Origin of the sequence: Myxococcus dinghuensis, from assembly GCF_024198235.1 — a bacterium.
Taxonomy (GTDB): Bacteria; Myxococcota; Myxococcia; order Myxococcales; family Myxococcaceae; genus Myxococcus; species Myxococcus dinghuensis.
Genome location: NZ_JAKCFB010000026.1, coordinates 39,543 through 60,659 on the forward strand (window position 1 = coordinate 39,543; position 21,117 = coordinate 60,659).

At 71.7% G+C, this 21,117-nt stretch carries 4 protein-coding genes; all 4 read left to right on the forward strand.

Annotated features, from left to right (window positions below):
- Positions 1-18: 18 nt before the first annotated feature.
- From LZ198_RS28485 to LZ198_RS28500, 4 genes are read left to right on the forward strand one after another with little or no spacing between them, the layout of a single operon-like run.
- Complete coding sequence (locus tag LZ198_RS28485; RefSeq protein ID WP_323382986.1) at positions 19-2,244, forward strand: beta-ketoacyl synthase N-terminal-like domain-containing protein; 2,226 nt, start codon at positions 19-21, stop codon at positions 2,242-2,244.
- Positions 2,241-6,677, forward strand: coding sequence for a type I polyketide synthase (locus tag LZ198_RS28490; RefSeq protein WP_253975235.1), 4,437 nt, complete (start codon positions 2,241-2,243; stop codon positions 6,675-6,677). The genes LZ198_RS28485 and LZ198_RS28490 overlap by 4 nt, the downstream gene beginning before the upstream one ends.
- Entirely contained in the window at positions 6,674-15,568 is an 8,895-nt protein-coding gene (locus tag LZ198_RS28495) for a non-ribosomal peptide synthetase/type I polyketide synthase (protein ID WP_253975236.1), read from the forward strand. The genes LZ198_RS28490 and LZ198_RS28495 overlap by 4 nt, the downstream gene beginning before the upstream one ends.
- Positions 15,569-15,576: 8 nt before the next feature.
- A complete protein-coding gene (locus tag LZ198_RS28500) occupies positions 15,577-21,111 on the forward strand; it encodes a type I polyketide synthase (RefSeq protein ID WP_253975237.1) in 5,535 nt (1,844 codons plus the stop codon).
- The last annotated feature ends 6 nt before the right edge of the window (positions 21,112-21,117 follow it).

Below are 21,117 nucleotides of genomic sequence, written 5' to 3' on the forward strand. Positions count from 1 at the left end.
TTGGCCAGAGGTGCGGGGGTGGATCGACAGTCTAATGCGAGGTGGTTCGAAGCCATAGCTGTCACAGGCCTGGGGATCCGCCTCCCAGGCGCCGAGTGTCCGCGTTCACTCTGGCGGATTCTTTGTGATGGCATTGATGTGACGGATGAAATCCCGGCGTCTCGCTGGGATATGGGATTGCTCCACGACTCGGCGCCGGAGCGGCCGGGGCGCATCCGACACCGTCGCGCGGGATTGCTGGCGGATGTGTCGTCGGTGGATGCCCAGGCGTTCCGTCTGTCGAAGCGGGAGTTGCGTCAGATGGACCCCCAGCACCGGGTGTTGTTCGAGTGTGCGTGGCGGGCCCTGGAGGATGCGGGCATCCCCTTCGACTCGGTGCGTGGGAGTCGCACGGGGGTCTTCGTGGGGACCAGCTTCAACGACTTCCAGCGGTTGCTCGCCCGGGACTGGGAGCGGCTGGACGGCTACGCGCTGCTGGGCTCGACGCCCTCGTTCGCGGCCAACCGCATCTCCCATGCGTTCGACCTGCGCGGCCCCAGCACCTGCTCGAGCGTGGGGTGCGCCTCCTCGACGACGGCGCTCCACGAGGCGTGTCGGAGCCTGCTCCTGGGCGAGGTGGACCTGGCGCTCGCGGGGGGCGTGGAGCTGATGCTCTCGCCGGACAGCAGCATCATGCTGTCGCAGGCGGGGGTGCTCTCGGCGGCGGGGCGGTGCCGCACGCTGGACGCCCAGGCGGATGGCTACGTCCGTGGAGAGGGCGCGGGCCTGGTCGTGCTCAAGCGCCTGTCCCAGGTGGACCCGACCGACCGCGTCTATGCGGTGATTCGCGGCGGCGCCGTCAACCACAATGGCCGCAACGAGTGGGTCATGGCGCCGAGTGTCGAGGCCCAGGCCGACGTCATCCGCCAGGCGTGTGAGCGGGGTGGCGTGGACCCGGCGGCGCTCGACTACGTGGAGCTGCACGGCTCGGCGTTCCTCAAGGGGGATGCGGCGGAGGCGCTCGCCATCGGACAGGCGCGGGGGCGCGCGGGCGACTCGGTGTGCCGGCTGGGGGCCATCAGCAACAACCTGGGCTACCTGGGCGCGGCGGCGGGCATCGCGCAGTTCATCAAGGTGTGCCTGGCCCTGCACCACCGGGCCCTGCCGCCCACGATCCACGTGACGACCCCCAGCCCCCACATCGCCTTCGGCGAGCTGGGCCTGGCCGTCCAGTCGGAGCTGACGCCATGGCCACGGCGCTCGCCCGAGCAGCCTCTCCGGGCCGGAGTCGTGTCCACCTCCCTGGGCGGCTCCAATGTCTTCCTCGTGCTGGAGTCTCCACCCGAGGTCGCGCGCGCCCCGGCGGCGAGCACCCCAGGGCATCTGCTGGCGTTCTCCGCGCTGTGTCCGGCCTCGCTGCGCCAGCGCGCGCTCCAGCTGCGCGACTTCCTCGCGGCGACGGGAGAGGCCGCGGCGCCCACCTCGGATGTGTGTTTCACGTCTGTGTTCAAGAGACAACATCATCGATATCGTGGCGCCGTCGTGGCCGCGAGCCGGGAGGGTTTGGGGCGGGGGTTGAATGCCTTTCTCCAGTCAGACATGACGACGCCCTGGGTTGAGCGGGAGGGGCTGACGTCTTGGGTATCTATCGCTCGTGAATATGTTGCGGGTAGTATGGTTTCACGGGATGCCTGGCCCGCGAGCGGTGGGGGGTGTGTGAGTCTTCCTGTCTATCCATTCCAGCGACAGCGTTTGTGGCCTGAATGGCTGTCGCCCGGCGAGGTGTCGCGTGCGCCATTGGGGGCGCGGCAGGGTCCCGCCCCGGCGCCCGGGGATGGGTTCCGGACCGGATCGACGGAGACACGCGAGTCGCGCCTGCTCGCGTTGCTCTGCGCCCACGTGGCGGAGCTGCTGGAGGTGGAGCCCTCGGCGGTGGAGACGCGGGAGCGGACCCTGTTCGAGATGGGCTTGAGCTCCGTCGGGCTCGTGGCGCTCCGTGGGCGCATCAGCCGCGAGCTGGGCCTGACGCTGCCCACGACCCTCTTCTTCGAGTACCCCCGGCTGGCGATGCTGGCGCCGCAGTTGCGGATGCTCCTCGACGCCCGGGCCAGTGACGCCCTGCAGGCCCCCGCTGTCGAGGAGGCCGCCCCGTCCGGCCAGGGAGACTCGGAGCGCGTGGCCCGAATCTCCTCGCTGACCGACGAGCAGGCGCGCGAGCGCATCGCGCGGACGCTGGAGGCGCTCGGCGTGGAGGTCGACTCATGAGTGGCAAGGGCGCCCCCGGCGTGGAGCTGACGCCGCTCCAGCAGGCATTGCTCACCATCGAGCGGCTCCAGGAGAAGCTCGCGGTCGCGACGCGCGCGGAGGATGAGCCGATCGCCATCATCGGCATGGGGTGTCGCTTCCCGGGAGGTGCCTCGGATCCAGAGCGGTTCCAGGCGTTGCTGTGGAGCGGACGCGAGGCGGTGGGAGAGGTCCCCTCGGAGCGGCGCGACCTCCGGGCGGCCCACGATCCCGAACCCTCCGTGCCGGGCCGGACGACGATGCGGCGCGGCGGCTTCGTGGAGGGCGTCGACCGGTTCGACGCGGAGTTCTTCCGCATCTCACGACGCGAGGCGGAGGGGATGGACCCCCAGCAGCGGTTCTTCCTCGAGGTGGGCTGGGAGGCCCTGGAGGACGCGGGGCTGTCGCCGAGGCGCCTGTCGGGGACACGGACCGGCGTCTTCGCGGGTGTGCATGCGCGGGACTACGCGCTGCTCGCCGAGGGCGGACTGGAGCGGGTGGGGGCCCACTACTCCACCGGCGTGGACGCGAGCTATGTGGCCGGGCGGCTGTCGTACCTGCTGGGACTGCACGGGCCCAGCATGGCCGTGGACACGGCGTGCTCGTCGTCGCTCGTCGCGGTGCACCTGGCCTGTCAGAGCCTGCGCTCCGGGGAGTCCACCGTCGCCCTCGCGGGGGGTGTGAAGCTGCTGCTGGCGCCACACCTGAGCGTGTTCCTCGCGAAGGCGGGGGCGCTCTCTCCGAGCCAGCGCTGTCGCGCCTTCGACCGGGACGCGGACGGCATGGTCCAGGGGGAGGGGTGTGGCGTCGTCGTGCTGAAGCGGCGGCGGGACGCGCTCCGCGACGGGGATCGGATCCTCGCCACGCTCCTGGCGACGTCGACGAACCACGACGGCGCCAGTGGCGGGCTCACCGTGCCGAACGTCCGGGCGCAGGAGGCGCTCTATCGGCTCGCGCTCCAGCGCGCGGGCATCGACCCGGCGCAGGTCGACTATCTGGAGGCCCATGGCACCGGGACGCGGCTGGGGGACCCCATCGAGCTGCAGGGCGTCGCGCGTGTCTATGGGGGCTCGCGTCCGCCGGAGCGACCGCTGTGGGTCGGCTCCGTCAAGCCGAACATCGGCCACGCCGAGGCGGCCGCCGGAATCGCGGGGTTGATCAAGGCCGTGCAGGTGCTCCGGGCGGCCGAGGTCCCTCCTGCCTTGCACTTCGAGCACCCGACCCCGGAGTTCTCCTGGGATGGGTCGGGCATCGCCGTGGCGCGTGAGCGCACCGCGCTGGCGCCGCGCGACCGTCCGCTGCGGGCCGCGGTGAGCTCCTTCGGAATGAGTGGAGTCAATGCGCACGCGCTGGTCGAGGCACATCCCGACGACGCGCCCGTGCTACGAGAGGAAGGCCCGTTCCTGTTGCCGCTGTCGGCGCGTCGGGAGCAGGCCTTGAGGGAGCTGGCGCGCGAGTGGCTGCGGCAGCTCTCCGAGGATCGCGCGGTCGCGCTCCGGGATGCCAGCTTCACGGCGGGGGTGGGGCGCGCGCACCACGAACAGCGGTGGGCGTTCGTCGCCAGGAGCCGGGAGGAGCTGTGCGCGCTGCTCCGCCGCGCCGTCGAGGCGAGGGCGGGGGAAGGCCTCTTCCAGGGACAGGTCCGGGGGACCTCCGGGCCTGGCGTCGTCCTCGCCCTGGGGGACTGCGCGTCGCCGCTCGAGTCGCGTGTGCTCGCGCTCCTCGAACGCGAGCCGCGCTTCCTCCAGCAGTTCTCGGCGCTGGACGCGCGCTTCGAGAAGGTGGCGGGCTGGTCCGTGGCGCGGCGTCTGCGTGAGCCCCGTGAGACGGAGCGGGAGGTCGGGGACACACGTTGGCGGCAGGCGCTGGGGCTCCTGTGGCAGCTCGCCCTCGTCGAGCTGTGGCAGGCCCATGGTGTCGAGGTCGCCGCGGTCGCGGGCGATGGGGTGGGGGCCTGGACCGCGGCCGTCGTCGCCGGGGGACTGACGATGGAGGCGGCGGTCGGGCGCGTCCTCGCGCTCGCGCCTGAGGAGCCCGTCGTGGACAAGCCCGCTCGGCTTCCGCGCTTCTCGTTCGAGGAGGAGCGCTGGTTGGAGCCCGGAGGGGCCGGGCCTTCGGGAGGGCTGGATGACGAGAGGCCTTCGGTGGCGGAGGGGGAAGGGACGCGCTGGGCCGACCGCATCGTGGAGCGTGGCGGCGTCGTCCTGGCGCTCGGTGACGCGCCGGACTGGGGCGTCGAGTTGACGTCGGCCGCGCGACGGATGGGGACGGAGACGACGGTGGTCGACGCCGCGCCGCCGCACGACCAGGACGTCCGTCATGCGCTGCTGGGCAGCGCGGCGCGCCTCTACTGCGCGGGAGTGACGCCGCGCTTCGAGTCCCTCCTGCCGCCCGGGCGGAAGGTCCATGCCCCGACGTACCCCTGGCAGCGAGAGCGGTACTGGTGGGATGGGCGCCGAGAGAGTCCGGGTGAGCCGCCTGGCCCGACGGAGCCCCGACGCGCCCCCGAGGGCCTGTTCTGGGACCTCGTGTGGCGTCCAGGAGAGGCGCGCTCCCTGTCCTCGAGGTTGGAGGGCGCGTGGCTGGTGGTCGCCACGACGACCGCCTCCGCCCAGGCCCTGCGTGAGCGGATGACGGGGGCCGGAGGCTCCGTCAGCGTGGCCGTCCCGGGTCCCTTCTTCGAGCGCACCTCCGCGCGTGACTACCAGGTGGACTTCAGCCGGTCGGAGTCCTTCGTCCGCTTGTTGGAGGACTGGGGCGCGACGGCAGGCGCCACCCGAGGTGTCGTCTTCCTGGGGGACGCGCCAGAGGTCGGGCCCGTCGAGCAAGACGTCTCCGTGGCCGGGCCGCGCGAGCTGCGTGTCGCGGTGGACGCGGAGCGGCGGGACTCGGACGTGGCGGTGGTTCGCGCCGTGCGCCATGTCTCGCTGGGGTTGACCTGTCTGGTCCAGGCGTTGGTCCGCGTTTCGCTGCCCATCCCGCCGCGCCTGCTCCTCCTCACGTCGCGAGGGCAGGGTGAGGACGCCGCGGTGTCGCTCGTGGGCGCCTCGCTCTGGGGGTTGGGGCGTGTCATCGCCTACGAGCATCCCGAGCTGGGCTGCCGCCGGATCGATGTCGGCGACACGTCGTCGGGGCCCTCGCTCGACGCGCTCGTCGCCGAGCTGGCTTCGTCGTCACCCACGGAGGTGGAGGAGGACGAGGTCCTGCTTCGTCGCGCGGAGCGCCGTGTCGCGAGGCTCGCCCGGTCCTCGCTTTTCCCGGAGGAAGGCGCGGGATTCCAGCCCCGGGAGGACCGCACGTATCTCGTCACCGGAGGTTCGGGGGGCATCGGGCTTCGCCTCTGTTCCTGGCTCGTGGAGCGAGGTGCTCGGCACCTCGCCATCTGTGGCCGGGCGGGAGAGACGCCGGCGGCAAGGCGGGCCCTGGCGCCGCTGCGAGCCGCCGGGGCGAAGGTCGGCGTCTTCCAGGTCGACGTGGGGCAGCGCCCGGCGCTCGCGGACCTGGTGGCGACCCTCCGTCGCGAGGGGCCCCCGCTGGGCGGCGTGTTCCATTGCGCCGGCGTGCTGGCCGATGGCGCGTTGGCGCAGTTGTCGTCCGAAGGCTTCGACACCGTCATGGGCCCCAAGGTGGACGGCGCGTGGAACCTCCATGCGCTCGTGACGGACCCGACCGTGGAGCACTTCGTCCTGTTCTCGTCGACGGCGTCGCTGCTGGGGTCTCCGGGGCAGGGCAACGATGCGGCGGCGAATGGCTTCCTGGACGGCCTGGCCCGGCTGCGGCGTTCCCAGGGGTTGCCCGCGGTGAGCCTCCAGTGGGGCAGTTGGGGCGAGGTGGGCATGGCCGCCGCCGATGCGCGGCGGGGCGCCCGGCTCGCGGAGCTGGGGCTGTCTCCCATGCCGTCCGAGGAGGCGCTGGCCGCGATGGCGAAGGCCTTGGTGTGTGGCGCCGAGGTCCAGGGGATCGCGCGCTTCGACCTGGCGCGTTGGCGGGAGCGGCATCCCGCGATGGCCAGTGCCTCGCTGTTCCGCGCCGCCCTGGATATGGCGCCGCCTTCCGTCGAGGTGGCCATCGCGCCGCGCAAGCTCCGTGACGTGCTGCTGTCCCTGGAGGGGAGGGCGCGGGCCCAGGCGCTGGAGGCCCGGCTCAAGGAGATGGTCGGTGAGGTCAGCCGGCTGTCACCCGAGCGGATTGCCCTCTCGGATTCGTTCGACGCGCTCGGGTTCGACTCCATCATGGCGCTGGAGCTGCGGGACCTGGTCCTGGGGGCCCTCGACGTGGGCCTGCCGCTCAACCGCTTCGTGGATGCCCGCTCCATCGCGCAGGTGGTCGAGGAGCTGCTGGAGAAGCTCGCGCTGGTCCAGGTCCTGGGCGGCGCCACCTCGGAGTCCGCCGGCACGAGGCGGGTCCTCCTATGAGCCTGGAACAGTTGCTCCATGCGCTGGCGGACCATGGCATCAAGCTCTCGGTGGAGGGGGACCACCTCGCGGTCGACGCCCCAGGCGGCGAGCTCCCCGCCCCGCTGCGCGAGGCGCTCCTCACCCACAAGGCCGCGCTGAAGCAATTGCTGGCGGAGCAGGGCGGAGAGGCGGTGTCGGGCCCGGCGGTCCTCGTCGCGCGTCCCGAGTCACGGCACGAGCCGTTCCCGATGACGGAGCTGCAACAGGCCTACAGCGTGGGGCGTCAGGCGGAGCTGTCCCTGAACGCGTCGATGCACGCGTACAACGAACTGGACTGTCACGCGTTCGACCCGGAGCGCTTCGAGGAGGCCTGGAACCAGGTCGTGGCCCGGCACGAGATGCTGCGCGCGGTGGAGGTGCCGGGCTTCCAGCAGCGCATCCTGCCGTCCGTGCCGCGCTACCTCGTGCCGGTGGAGGACCTGCGAGGCCGGGACGCCCAGGAGGTGGAGGCACGCCTGCTCGCCATCCGGGAGCGGCTCTCCCAGCAGGTGCATGCCCTGGACCGGTGGCCGTTGTTCGAACTGCGCGTGTGCCTCCTCGATGGCGACCGCTCGCGGCTCTTCATGAGCATCGACGGGACCTTCGTCGATGGGTACAGCTTCCAGATCCTCTACCGGGAGCTGGTCTACTGCTATCGGGACCCGGAGGGAGCCCGCTCGCTGCCGGTGCTCACGCTGTCCTACCGGGACTACGCGCTCGCCGTCCGGGAGGCTCGTGGCGCGCGCCATGCGCGTTCGCTCGAGTACTGGCGCTCACGGCTCGCGCAGTTGCCTCCCGCGCCGGACCTGCCGTTGGAGAAGGACCCCCGGACGCTCCTGCGTCCCCGCTTCCGGCGGTGGTTCTCCCGGGTCGAGGCGCCGGTGTGGCACCGGCTCAAGCAGCGCGCGCGCACGCACCGGCTGACGGAGCCCGAGTTGCTGCTGGCCGTCTACGCGGAGGTCATCGCGCGCTGGAGTCGCTCCCCACGCTTCACGCTCAACGTCCCGCACTTCAACCGGCTGCCCGTCCACCCCCAGGTCAACGACATCATCGGCACCTTCGCCAGCTTCACGCTCGTCGAGGTGGACCACCGGCCGGACCGCTCCTTCGTCCAGCGGGCCCTGGCCATCCGGGAGCAGCTCCTGCTGGCGCTCGAGCACCGCGAGGTGAGCGGCGTGGAGCTGTTGCGCGAGTTGTTCCGCGCGCAGGGGCGCATCTCCGCCGCCCTCATGCCCGTGGTGATGACGAGCTTCGCGTCGCACTCGCGCAGCGCTGACTCCCACTGGGTCGACTTCCTGGCGGACTCCTTCGGAGCGCTGGTCGAGGCGCTGACGCAGACGCCCCAGGTGTGGATCGACCTCCAGATCGTCTACCAGCACGGGGGCGTCTTCCTGAACTGGGACGTGGCCGAGGAGCTGTTCCCACCAGGGATGGTGGAGGACATGTTCGCGGCGTTCCGGGAGCTGCTCCAGCGGCTCGCGGACGACGCGACCGCGTGGACGCGCTCGGACCTGGACTTGTTGCCGGCCCATCAGCGCATGTTGCTCGCGCGCGTGAATGAAACGGCCCGGCCGTTGAGTGGAGAGCTGCTCCACACGGGCTTCTTCCGGAATGCCGCACGCAATCCGGAGGCGGTCGCCGTGGCCATGTCGGGAGGGACGCTGACCTACGGGGAGGTGTCTCGACGCGCCAGCCGCCTGGGACGTGTGCTGCGCGAGCGGGGCGCGGCTCCTGGCTGTGTCGTCGCGGTGGTGATGGAGAAGGGCTGGGAGCAGGTGGTCGCGGTGCTGGGCGTGCTGAGCGCTGGCGCCGCCTACCTGCCCATCGACGCGTCGCATCCCCTGGAGCGCCGGGCCTTCATGATGGAGAACGGGGGCGCCGCGCTGGCGGTGACCCAGCCCCGCTTCGCCGAAGCGCCGTGGCCCCCTTCCGTCGAGGTCCTGGTCCTCACGCCCGGCGCCTTCGCCGACCGCGAGGACACGCCCCTCGTGCCCAGCCAGCGACCGGAGGACCTGGCCCACATCCTCTACACGTCGGGGTCCACGGGACAGCCGAACGGGGCGATGCTCACACACGCGGGGATGGTCAACGCCATCGAGTGGACCCACCGGACGTTCGGCGTCGGTCCGGATGACCGGGTCATCGCGTTGAGCGCCCTGCACCACGACTTCTCCGTCTACGACATCCTCGGGACGCTGGCGGCGGGAGCGACCGTCGTGCTGCCGGACGCCGAGCGCCGGAGGGACCCCTCGCACTGGGCCGAGCTGATGGCCCGCCATGGCGTCACGATCTGGAGCACCGTCCCCGCGATGATGGAGATGCTGTTGACGTTCCTCGAAGGAGGAGACGTCTGGCGTCCATCGCCCCTGCGGCTCGCGATGCTGGGGGGCGACTGGATTCCCGTCACGCTGCCGGGGCGGCTCCGCGCCCGCTTCGGCGGCGTCAAGGTGGTGAGCGTCGGCGGTCCCACGGAGACCTCGCTGTGGAACATCACCCACCTCGTCGACGTGGCGGACGAGCGTCGGCGCAGCATCCCGTATGGGCGCCCCATCGCGAACACCCGTTACTACGTGCTGGACGAGCACCTGGAGGAGCGGCCCCTGTGGGTGCCCGGGGAGCTGTGCTGCGCGGGCATCGGCGTGGCCCAGGGGTACGTCGGCGCGGGCGCGGGTTCGGCGAAGTTCACCACCCATCCCCGGACCGGTGAGCGCATCTACCGGACGGGGGACCTGGGGCGCTACCTGCCGGACGGCACGCTCGAGTTCCTGGGGCGCGTCGACTTCCAGCTCTCCATCCGGGGTCAGCGCATCGAGCCGGGGGAGATCGAGGCCTCGCTCGTCCAGGCCCCCGGCGTCCGCGCGGCGGTGGTGGGCGCGGTCGGGGAGCACCATGAGCGGCGGCTCGTGGCCTACGTCGTCCTCGGGGAGGGCGTGGCGACACTCGACTCCGCGCGACTCCGCGAGTTCCTCTCGCGCAGGTTGCCGGAGCACATGGTGCCGGCGATCTATGTCGTCCTGGCGTCGCTACCGCTGACGGCCAACGCCAAGGTGGATCGTCGCGCGCTGCCCCACCCGGACGCCGTGGCCGCGGCGAAGTCGACGTCCGAGCCCCGCGATGGACGGGGCGGGGAGGTCGGTGGTCGGGTCCGCTCGCTCCAGGAGGCCCTGTCGAAGGTGGTGGGGGAGGTCCTCGGTGTCGAGGACGTGCACCCGGACCGCAACTTCTTCGAGCTGGGCGCGAACTCGGTCCATCTCATCCAGCTCCACGTGCGCATCAAGGAGTCGCTCGGCGCGACCATCCCGGTGGTCGAGTTGTTCGGTCACCCGACGGTCCGCGCGCTCGCCCGATACCTGGGCTCCGTCGACGCGCCGGCGGTGAACGTTCCCGCGTCCGCACCCGTCGACGCGCGAGTGAATCGCGGAGCGGGGAGGGACATCGCCATCATCGGGATGGGCGGTCGCTTCCCCGGCGCCCCGACGCTGGAGCGGTACTGGCGCAATCTGGTCGAGGGAGTGGAATCCGTCGACACCTTCACCGACGACGAGCTCGTGGCGTCCGGTGTCGGCGCGCCCGCGTTCCGCGCTCCACGCTATGTCCGCGCGTCGGCGGTGCTGGAGGGGTACGACACGTTCGATGCGGGGTTCTTCTCGCTCACGCCTCGCGAGGCGCGCGCGTTGGACCCCCAGCAGCGCGTGTTCCTGGAGTGCGCCTGGGAGGCGCTCGAGGACGCGGGCCACCCGCCCGGGAGTGGGGATGCCGTCGTCGGTGTCTATGCCGGCAAGAGCGTCAGCCACTATCGCTACCCGTATCCGGACCTGACGCGACCGCTGAACTTCTTCCAGGACCTGATGTCGCAGGACAAGGACTTCCTGGCCACGCAGACGTCCTACAAGCTCGACCTGCGGGGGCCGAGCGTGAACCTCCAGACGGCCTGCTCGACGTCGCTCGTCGCGGTGGCGGCGGCCTGCGACGCGCTGCTCGATGGTCGCTGTGACCTGGCCCTGGCCGGTGGGGTCGCCATCAAGGTGCCGCACAAGGTCGGCTATCTCTACGAAGAGGGGAGCATCTTCGCCAGCGACGGCCACTGCCGGCCGTTCGACGCGCGCGCCAGTGGCACCATTCCGGGCAGCGGCGCGGGCGTCGTGGTGCTCAAGCGACTGGAGCGCGCGCTCACGGATGGGGATCGCGTCCTCGCGGTCATCAAGGGCGCGGCCGTCAACAACGACGGGCATCGCAAGGTCGGCTTCATGGCCCCTGGGTTGGAGGGGCAGACGGACGTGGTGCGCCGGGCGCACCAGCGGGCGGACGTCGACCCGGGGACGATCTCCTACGTCGAGGCCCACGGGACCGGGACCGCGATGGGGGACCCCATCGAGGTCGCGGCACTGACCCGCGCGTTCGGTGGCAGGGCGGAGGCGCGGTCGGTCGGACTGGGGTCGGTGAAGAGCAACATCGGTCACCTCGACAGCGCCGCGGGCATCGCGGGGCTCATCAAGGTCGTCCTGGCGCTCCAGCACCGCACGTTGCCGCCCTCGCTCCACTTCGAGCAACCGAACCCGCGCATCGACTTCGGCGCGGGGCCGTTCTTCGTCGTGGACACGCCGAGACCCTGGACCTCGGCGCGAGGTGTCCTGCGCGCCGGAGTCAGCTCCTTCGGCATCGGCGGGACCAACGCCCACGTCGTGCTGGAGGAAGCGCCCGCTCCGCTCCCGCAGGCACCGGAGGCAGAGCGCTCGTGGCATGTCCTCACGCTCTCCGCGAAGGGTCCGGAGGCCCTGACCCAGTTCGCGGGGCGGTATCAGACCTTCCTGGCCTCCACGGAGGTGTCGCTCGCGGACGTGTGCTTCTCCGCGAACACCGGCCGCCTGGCCTTCGAGCACCGGCTCGCCATCGTCGCGGAGACACGCGAGTCGATGGGCCTGTTGCTCGGCGCCGCGGCGAGGGGCGAGCCCCGGCCGGGTATCGCGAGCGGCGTGAGCGATCCGAAGAAGGCCCCGCGCATCGCGTTCCTCTTCTCGGGCCAGGGTGCGCAGTACGTCGGTGTCGCGCGGGCGCTCGCGGTGGAACACCCCGGGTTCCGTCGGCGCCTCGAGGCGTTCGACTCCGTGCTTCGAAAGGAGTGGGGGACGTCCCTCTTCGACGTGCTGTACCCCGCGCCCGGGCAGGCGTCGCCCCTGGACCGGTTCGACTTCGCCCAGCCGCTGCTCTTCGCGCTGGAGTACGCGCTGGCGGAGCTGTGGCTGTCATGGGGCATCCGGCCCGAGGCGCTCCTGGGGCACAGCACGGGAGAGCTGGCGGCGGCGTGCATCGCGGGGGTGTTCAGTGTCGACGACGGCCTGAAGCTGGCCCTCCACCGTGGCAGGTTGATGCACCAGTTGGCGGAGGGCGCGAACCTCGCCGTCTCCGCCAGCGAGGAGGTCGTCCGGTCGTTCCTGGAGACGTCGGACTCCCGGTGCTCCATCGCCGCGCTGAACGGGCCGGACAACGTCGTCGTGTCGGGGCTCCCGGACGAAGTGGCCGAGGTCGCGAGCGCCATGGAGGTGCGGGGCTTCAAGACGCGGCGCCTGAACATCCCTCGCGCGGCCCACTCGGCCCTGGTCGACGCCATCCTCCCCGAGTTCCGCGCCGTCGCCGCGTCGCTCACGTACTCCCGCCCGACGATGCCCATCGTGTCGGGCATGACCGGCGCGCTGGTGGATGATGCCATCGCCACGCCGGACTATTGGTGCGCGCAGCTCCGCGACACGGTCCGGTTCTCCCGGGGCGTGGAGTGGCTGTATCGAGAGGGCGTGCGGGCCTTCGTCGAGGTCGGACCGAAGGCGACCTTGCTGGGCATGGCGGCGCGGTGCGTGCCCGAGGGCGAGTGCGCGTGGCTCCAGAGCCTGCGGCCGGACGACGGGGGTTGGCGGCAGCTCCTCGAGAGTCTGGCCTCCTTGTTCGTGCAAGGCGCCCCGGTGGATTGGGCGGCGTTCGATGCGGGCTTCGGTCGCCACAAGGTCGGGCTTCCCACCTATCCCTTCCAGCGCCAGCGCTACTGGGAGGAGGGGGCGGGGCTGCAACGTCCGCGCGGGGAGTCGTCGTCCGAGGACGTGCATCCGCTCCTGGGCAGCCCCGTCTCCCTCGCGCTGCTGGGGGCCGATACGCGCGTGTTCGAGTCGGTGCTCGCTCCGTCCACACGCGAGTTCCTGGGCCAGCATCGCGTCTTCGGTACGGCGACGCTGCCCGCGACCGCCTATGTCGAGCTGGCCCTCGCCGCTGGAGCGCGGCTGTTCGGCACGTCGCGACCGAGCCTGTCGAACCTCGCCCTCCTGAAGGCGATGACGTTCCCCGAAGACGCGGGGCGGCGGGTTCAATGCGCGGTGAGTCGGGAGGCGGATGGTTCGGCCTCCGTGCGTGTCTTCAGTCGGGCCGCGACCGACACGACGGGGGCGTGGGAACTCCACGCGACCGGGAGCCTGGTCGCGGAGGACGGCCGTGCGCCGACGGGGCCGGTGCTCGAGGAGGTGCTCGCCCACCTCCACGCGGCGGCGCCCATTCCCGACCCATACCTTCGCGCGCGGGAGTCGGGAGTCGACTTCGGTCCGGAGTTCCGTGGACTCTCCGAGCTGCGTCGGCAGGGCACACAGGTCGTGGCGCGAGTGGGGAGGCCCGCGGCGCTCACGGACGCGGAGCGCTACCTCGCGCATCCGGCCCTGTTGGACGCCTGCCTCCAGGTCGTGGGGGGCGCCTATCCGGCGCTGGACGTCTCGGAGGTCTACGTCCCCACGCGCATCGAGCGCGTGGTGATGGCGGGCGGGCTCGACGACCAGATGTGGAGCCACGCCGTGGTGCGCCCCCTCGACGATGGCTCGCGGCGGCTTCGGGCCGACGTCAGCGTCTTCGGGCCGGAGGGTCGCCTCTGCGTTCGCGTCGAGGGCCTCGAACTGCTGCGGACCCGGCAGGAGGCGCTGCGCCCCGTCACGCCCACCTCGTTGGAGGGGCTGCTCTACACACGTCGCTGGGAGTCGTGCGCGCTGGAGGCGGCGGCCCCCGCCCCACGCGATTCCGATGGAGGTCCCTGCCTGATTCTCTCGGACCGGACAGGTCTGGGTGAGCGGCTCGCGCGCACGCTCGAACGTGAGGGCAGGGCGTGCATGCTGGCCTTCCGAGGTGCCACGGCGCGGAAGCTCGATGAGCGGACCTTCGAGTTGCCGGAGTCCCCCGAGGCGCTCGCGGCGGCCATGGGTGTGTTGTCCCTGGCCGAGCCCCCTTCGGATGTCGTGCTGCTCTGGGGGCTCGACGGCCTCGAGGCGCAGCTCCTGGATGGCGCGAGCCTGGACACCGCGACGGCGCTCGGGTGCGGCGGTGGATTGGGCCTCCTTCGCGGGTTGATGGCGCGTGGCCACGCGGGGGCGGTGTGGCTCGTCACTCGGGGCGCCCAGCCCGTCGTTTCGGGAGACCCGCTGCCCGGTCTCGCCCAAGCCTCGCTCTGGGGGCTCGCCCGGCCCCTGGCCATCGAGGCGTCGGAGTTGAACTGCCGCTGCGTCGACCTGGATCCCGAGGCGGCGCTGGACCTCCAGGTGGAGGCATTGGCGCGCGAGCTGCGAGGCCAGTCCCAGGTGGCCGACAACCAGGTGGCCTTCCGTGGGGGCCGCTTCGTCGCGCGTCTCCGGAGGGTCGGGCCAGCGGACGTCGTTGGAGAAGGCGTGGCCCCGCTTCGTGCCGACGCGAGCTACCTCGTGGCGGGAGGGCTGGGACGGTTGGGGTTGCTGACGGCGGAGCACCTGGCGAGCCGGGGGGCGCGGACGCTGGTCCTGACAGGACGGAGCGTCATCGACGCGCGGAGCGCCGAGCGACTGGAGCGCCTGCGGGAGCAGGGAGTGCGCGTCGAGTACCGGCGGGTGGACCTGGGGGACGACGCCCGCGTCGAGCGGCTCTTCGAGGCGCTGGAGCGGGAGCTGCCGCCCCTGGCGGGGGTGTTCCATTCGGCGGGAGTGCTCGACGACGGCATCGTCCAGCAGCAGCGCTGGGAGCGCTTCGAGCGGGTGCTGCGTCCGAAGGTGAGGGGCGCCTGGAACCTGCACCGACTCACCGCGCGGCTCGCGCTGGACCACTTCGTGTTGTTCTCCTCCGTGGCGTCCCTGGTGGGCTCCGCGGGGCAGGCCAACCACTGCGCGGCGACGTCCTTCGAGGATGCGTTGGCCCACCATCGCCGAGCGCTCGGCCTTCCAGGGCTCAGCATCAACTGGGGGGTCTGGGCGGGTGAAGCGGGGGCCCGTGTGGAGGTCGGGACCTCGTCCCATACCCCTGGCTGGGGAACGCTCCCGGTCCACCAGGGGCTCCGGGCGCTCGACACCCTGCTGTCGAGCCGCCTGCCCCAGGTCGGGGTCGCGGAGATCGACTGGGCGGTGTTCGGTGGGGGGCGTGCCTCGCCATACGACGCGGACCTGCGTGAGCGCGCGCGAGGTGGGGCGGCGGCGCGCGCGGACTTCATGGACACCCTGACGCGCGCGCCCATCTCGGACCGGAGGGCGCTGCTGCTGGCCTACCTGCGTGAACAGGTGGCCTGGATTCGCGGCCTGGGGTCGGGCCTCGCGGTCGACACCTCGCAGGGCTTCGCGGACATGGGCGTCGACTCCCTCGCGGCGCTCCAACTCAAGAACCGTCTCCAGCGCGGCCTGGGTGTCTCGCTGCCGGCGACCCTCGTCTTCAACTACCCGACGGTGGAGACGCTCGCGGAGCAGCTCTCCTCCGCCTTCATCCCCTTGGAGTTCGCGTCGCGGGCCCCATCCCGGCCGGAGCGTTCCGGCTCGAGCGCGCCCGCCCTGGAGAACCTGACCGAAGCGAGCCTCGCCCACCTGCTCTCCGAGCAACTCTCGAAGATGAACTAGGGGACGCCATGGCCGCCCAGGAAGGCTACGGAGACCTGATGAAGCGTGCGCTCCTGAAGCTCCAGGAGGCGCAGGCGCAACTCGATGCCCACGCTCGCGAGCGACACGAGGGCATCGCCATCGTGGGCATGGGGTGCCGCTTCCCGGGCGGCGTCGATTCACCCGAGGGCTACTGGCGGCTGCTGCGAGAGGGCCGCGACACGCTCAGCGACGTCCCCGCCGACCGGTGGGACGCCGAGGCCTTCTTCCATCCCGACCCGGACCGGCTTGGGGCCATCTACTGCCGACGGGGCAACTTCCTGGAGGCCATCGACCGGTTCGAGCCCAGGTTCTTCGGCATCTCACCGCGTGAAGCGGCTCGGATGGATCCACAGCACCGCTTGCTGCTGGAGGTCGCGTGGGAGGCGCTGGAGTCGTCGGGGAGGGAGCCCACCTCGCTCCAGGGCAGCCGGACGGGCGTCTTCGTCGGGATGATGGGGCAGGACTACACGCAACTGGCCACCAGCGCCCCGGAGGTCATCGACGCCCACACCGGCGCGGGAAACAGCCCGAGCATCGCGTCGGGGCGCCTCGCGTACACGTTCGGATTCATGGGGCCGGGTCTCACCATCGACACGGCGTGTTCGTCGTCGCTCGTCGCCGTCCATCTCGCCGTCCGCGGCCTGCGACAGCGCGAGGTCGACTTCGCGTTGGCGGGCGGCGTGAACCTCGTCCTGTCGCCGGTGGCGACGCTCATCGAGTCGCGCGCCCGCATGCTCGCGCCGGATGGCCGCTGCAAGACGTTCGACGCCGCCGCGGATGGCATCGGGCGGGGAGAAGGGTGTGGCGTCCTCGTCCTGCGACGCCTCTCGGATGCGCTGGCGGCGGGTGACCCCATCATCGCGGTCATCCGGGGCTCGGCCATCAACCACGACGGGCGGACCAGCGGCCTCACGGTGCCGAACGGCCTCGCCCAGCAGTCGGTCATCCGGGACGCGTTGAAGGACGCGCGCGTCGAGGCGACGGACGTGGGGTACGTCGAGGCCCACGGGACGGGGACGTCGCTGGGGGACCCCATCGAGCTGGAGGCGCTCGGTGCGGTCTATGGCGACCGGCGCACGCGGACGCAGCCGCTGGTGGTCGGCTCGATGAAGACGAACCTGGGGCACCTCGAGGGCGCGGCGGGAGTCGCGGGCCTCATGAAGGCGGCGCTCTGCCTGGCACACGAGGAGATTCCTCCGCACCTCCACCTGGTGACGCCCACCCCCCATGTCGACTGGCGCCAGGTGTTCATCGAAGTGCCCACCGCGAGCCGCGCCTGGACGAGTCCCGGGTCGCGCTTCGCCGCGGTGAGCTCCTTCGGCTTCTCGGGGACGAACGCGCATCTCGTCCTCGAATCCGCGCCCCCCGTGCCGGCGTCCGTGGCGCGAGGGCCCGCGCGACCGTTGCACGTACTCACGCTGTCTGCGCGGACGGACGCCAGCCTCCGTCGGTTGTCGGAGTCGTTCGCGGACGTCCTCGACCGGGATGGAGGCGTGTGTCTCCCCGACCTCGTCCACACGGCGCACGTCGGACGGAGCGGGATGGAGGAGCGGGTGGCCGTCCTCGCGAAGTCCTCCGAGGAGATGGCGGAGGCGCTCCGGGACTTCAGCCGTGGGACTCCCGCCTCCCGTGGTGAATGGTTCCAGGGCCGACGGGGCGTCGAAGCGCCGCGGGTCGCCTGGCTCTTCTCGGGGCAGGGCGCCCAGTACGTGGGCATGGGGCGGGAGCTGTTCGAGACCGAGCGCTCCTTCCGCGAGGACCTCCTGCGCTTCGAGGCCGTGCTGCGTCCTCACCTGGACCGGCCTCTCACGGAGCTGCTCTTCCACGCCGATGAGGCGACGTTGCAGGAGACCCGCTACACACAGCCGGCGCTCGTCGCGCTCGAGGTGGCGGTGGCGGACCTCCTTCGCGCCTGGGGGCTGCGCGCCGATGCCGTCCTGGGGCACAGCGTGGGGGAGTACGCGGCCGCGGTCTTCGCGGGCGTCCTGACGGCGGAGGAGTGTCTCCCCCTGGTCGCCGAGCGCGCGCGGTTGATGCAGGACCTGCCCGAGCGCGGCGCGATGCTGGCTGTCTTCGCCGACGCGGCGCGAGTGGCTCCCCTCCTGTCCCGTGAGGGGCGCGTGTCCCTGGCCGCGCTGAACGGGCCGCGCAACACGGTGGTGTCCGGCGCGGAGTCCGAGGTCGAGGCGATCGCGCGAGCCCTGGAACGCGACGGCGTGAAGAGCCGGCGACTCAAGGTCTCCCACGCCTTCCACTCGCCGCTGATGGAGCCGATGGTGGCGGCCTTCGAGGCGCTGGCGACCCGGGTGCATCCCCAGGCCGCGGGCGTCACGCTCATCACGAACCACGACGGCGCGGAGGCAGGAGCGGACTTCGCGTGGCCGTCCTACTGGGCGCGCCACATCCGAGAGCCGGTCCGCTTCGAGGCCGGGGTTCGGACCCTCCTGGGACGTGGCATCCGGACGTTCCTCGAGGTGGGGCCCAAGCCCATGCTATCCGAGCTGGCGCGGGAGGTCGTCGGCGCCGAGGACGCGGTGTGGCTGGAGACGTTGCATCCGCGACGCTCCGACCTCGCTGGAATGCTCGGGACACTGGCGCGACTCCACGTCCAGGGCGCCACGGTGGACTGGGGACGCTTCGATGGGGAAGGCCGCAGGCGCATCTCCCTGCCGACCTATCCCTTCGAGCGGCAGCGCCACTGGCTCGAGGTCCCCACGCCCTGGGCCCCTCCGGTGGATGCGTCGACGCCGCACCCGCTCCTGGGCGCCCGCTGGGACTCGCCTGGAGTGAAGGAGGGGACCACCGTCTTCTCCACGGAGCTGGACGCCAGGCGAACGCCACTCCTCGGCGACCACAGGGTCTTCGGAAGGCCGGTGGTTCCCATGGCGGCCTTCCTGGAGATGGTGGTCTCCGCGGCGGCCCAGGTCATGGGCACGGAGGCGGTGGCGCTGGAGTCCTGGGTGGTGCACCAGCCGCTGGTGCTGTCCGAGCCGCGGTCGTGTGTCGTGCAGACGTTGCTGGAGGCGGACGCGACAGGCCTCGGGTGCAAGGTGGTGAGCCGACAGCGCACGCGCGGAGGTGAAGCGCCATGGACTCCGCACGTGACGTGTCGCGTGGTGTCTGCGTCCATGTCGCCGCCGCAGGTCGACGCGGAGACCTGGCGCCGACACTGCGCCACGCCCATCGACCTGGAGGCGTTCGCTGGGGAGGTCCGCGAGCGTGGCCTCGAATACGGTCCCGCGCTGAGGGTGCTGTCGTCACTCCATCGGGGGGAGGGCGCGGCGCTCTCCGTCAGTGAGGTCGTCGTTGGCACCAAGGATTTCCGAGCGCATCCCGCCCTGCTCGATGCCTGTCTGCGCACCGCCGCGGCCATCGCGCCGTTCCCCTCCGACGGCGCGTTGCTGTTGCCCGTGTCCATCCAACGGGTGGAGGTGTTCCGTCCGTTCCCTTCGCGAGTGTGGGCGTACGCCACGCACCGTACCGAGGCCCCGACGTCCGGACCGCCCACCACGGACCTGACGTTGACGGACGAGGAGGGCTCCGTCGTCGCGATACTCACGGGGCTCGCCGTGCGCCGAGCCGAGCGGGAGGTCCTGCTGCGAAGTATCGACAGCGGCTGGCAGGAGTGGCTCTACCGGGTCGGCTGGTCCCGACTTCCGAGTGGGGAGGCGTTGCGGCCGGCAGGACAGGACTGGTGGGTCTTCCACGAGGATGGTGGACTCGGCGAGGCCATCGTGGCCCTGTTCACGAAGCTCGGTGCCCGCGTCACCTCGGTGCGGCGTGGCACTGGGTTCAGCAGCACTCCTGGCGGGATTCGCGTGGACCCGGCATGCCCCGAGCACTTCGCCCGGTGGTGCGAGCGCGGAGACGCCGAGCCACCCCAGGGCCTGCTCTATCTGTGGGGCCTCGAGACGGACCTGGGCGACACGCCATCCGGAGACGCGCTCATGGCCGCGCAGGTGTCCGGCTGCGTGGGAGCCCTGCACGCCGCACAAGCGTGGATGCGTGTCAGGTCGAGCGCACCCGCGAGGTGGGTGGTCGTCACGCGAGGGACGCAGCGCGTGGGGACGGACCCCCGAGCGCCACGTGTCATCCAGTCGCCGCTGTGGGGCTTCGGCCAGGCGCTCGCGACCGAGCTGCCGGAGCTCCGCTGTCTTCGCGTCGACCTCCCGGTGGAGCCTGGCGCAGGGGACCTCCAGGCCCTGCTGCAGGCCTGTGCCCTTCCGGAGAGCGAGGGGCAGGTCGCCATCCGGAGCGGAGCGCTCTGGGGCGCGCGGTTGGAGCGCGTCCGGCCGCGGGCCGCGTCGCCGCGCAAGGTCTCCTTCTCGTCCGACGCCTCCTATCTCATCACCGGTGGGCTTGGTGGCCTCGGGCCTCGGCTCGCGGCGTGGCTCACGGCTCGCGGTGTTCGCCACCTCGTCCTGATGGGGCGTCATGCCCCGACGGAGGAGGTCCGACGACAGCTCGCCCTGCTCGAGGCGCAGGGGGTCTCCGTGCGCATCGTCCTCGGGGATGTCTGCTCCGCTGAGGTTGTCTCCCGGGTGCTCACGGAGTCGCATGGCGCGCCGCCCGTGCGCGGCATCTTCCACGCCGCGGGCGTCCTGCGCGATGCCACCCTGGGCCATCAGTCGATGACACACCTGCTGGAGGTCCTCGCGCCGAAGGTCCAGGGCGCTTGGAACCTGCATCGACTCAGCGCCGGCCTGGAGTTGGACTGCTTCGTCTGCTTCTCCTCGGTCGCCTCGCTCCTGGGGTCGCCAGGGCAGGCGAACTACGTCGCGGCGAACGCCTTCCTCGACGCGCTGGCCCACCTGCGCCAGTCCCAGGGGCTCCCCGCGCTGACCCTCGACTGGGGCTCCTGGGATGAGGTCGGCATGGCCGCGCGGCTGGCGCGCGAGGGCTCGGCGCCCGGAGGGGATTCGGGGCTGGGCCGCATCTCCGTCGCGCAGGGGTTGGACGTCCTCGAGCGGTTGCTCGGCGAGGGGCATGCCCAGCTCGCGGTGCTTCCGGTGGACTGGCTGCGGCTGGCGGCGCGGTGGCCGGGACTGGCTCGCCAGGCCTTGGTCCAGGGCTTCGTCGGTGGGAGTGTTCCCGGCGCTCGTCCCTCGGACTTCCGGGCCCGGCTGGAGGGGGCCGCGCCGCACCAGCGACGCCCACTGTTGCACCAGCATGTCGCCGGCCTCGTGGCGAGGACGCTCGGCTTGCCCGAGTCGGAGCGGCTCTCGGGGCGAGAGCGGTTGTTCGACCTCGGCTTCGATTCGCTCCTGGCGGTGGAGCTCAAGAACCGCCTCGCGGCCAGCCTCGGGCGAGCGCTGCGCTCGACCCTGGTCTTCGACTTCCCCTCGGTGGAAGGGCTGGTCGGCCATCTGGCGACGGAGCTGGGGCTCGCAGCGGAGTCCCAGTCGCCGGAGGCTTCCAGGTCTTCCGAGCGCGAGACCCTCGCCGCGCAGATCCAGGGGCTGTCTGAGCAGGAGCTGACGTCACTCATCGACCATGAACTGGAGAGCGCGCTGGCCCGCTGAGACCCC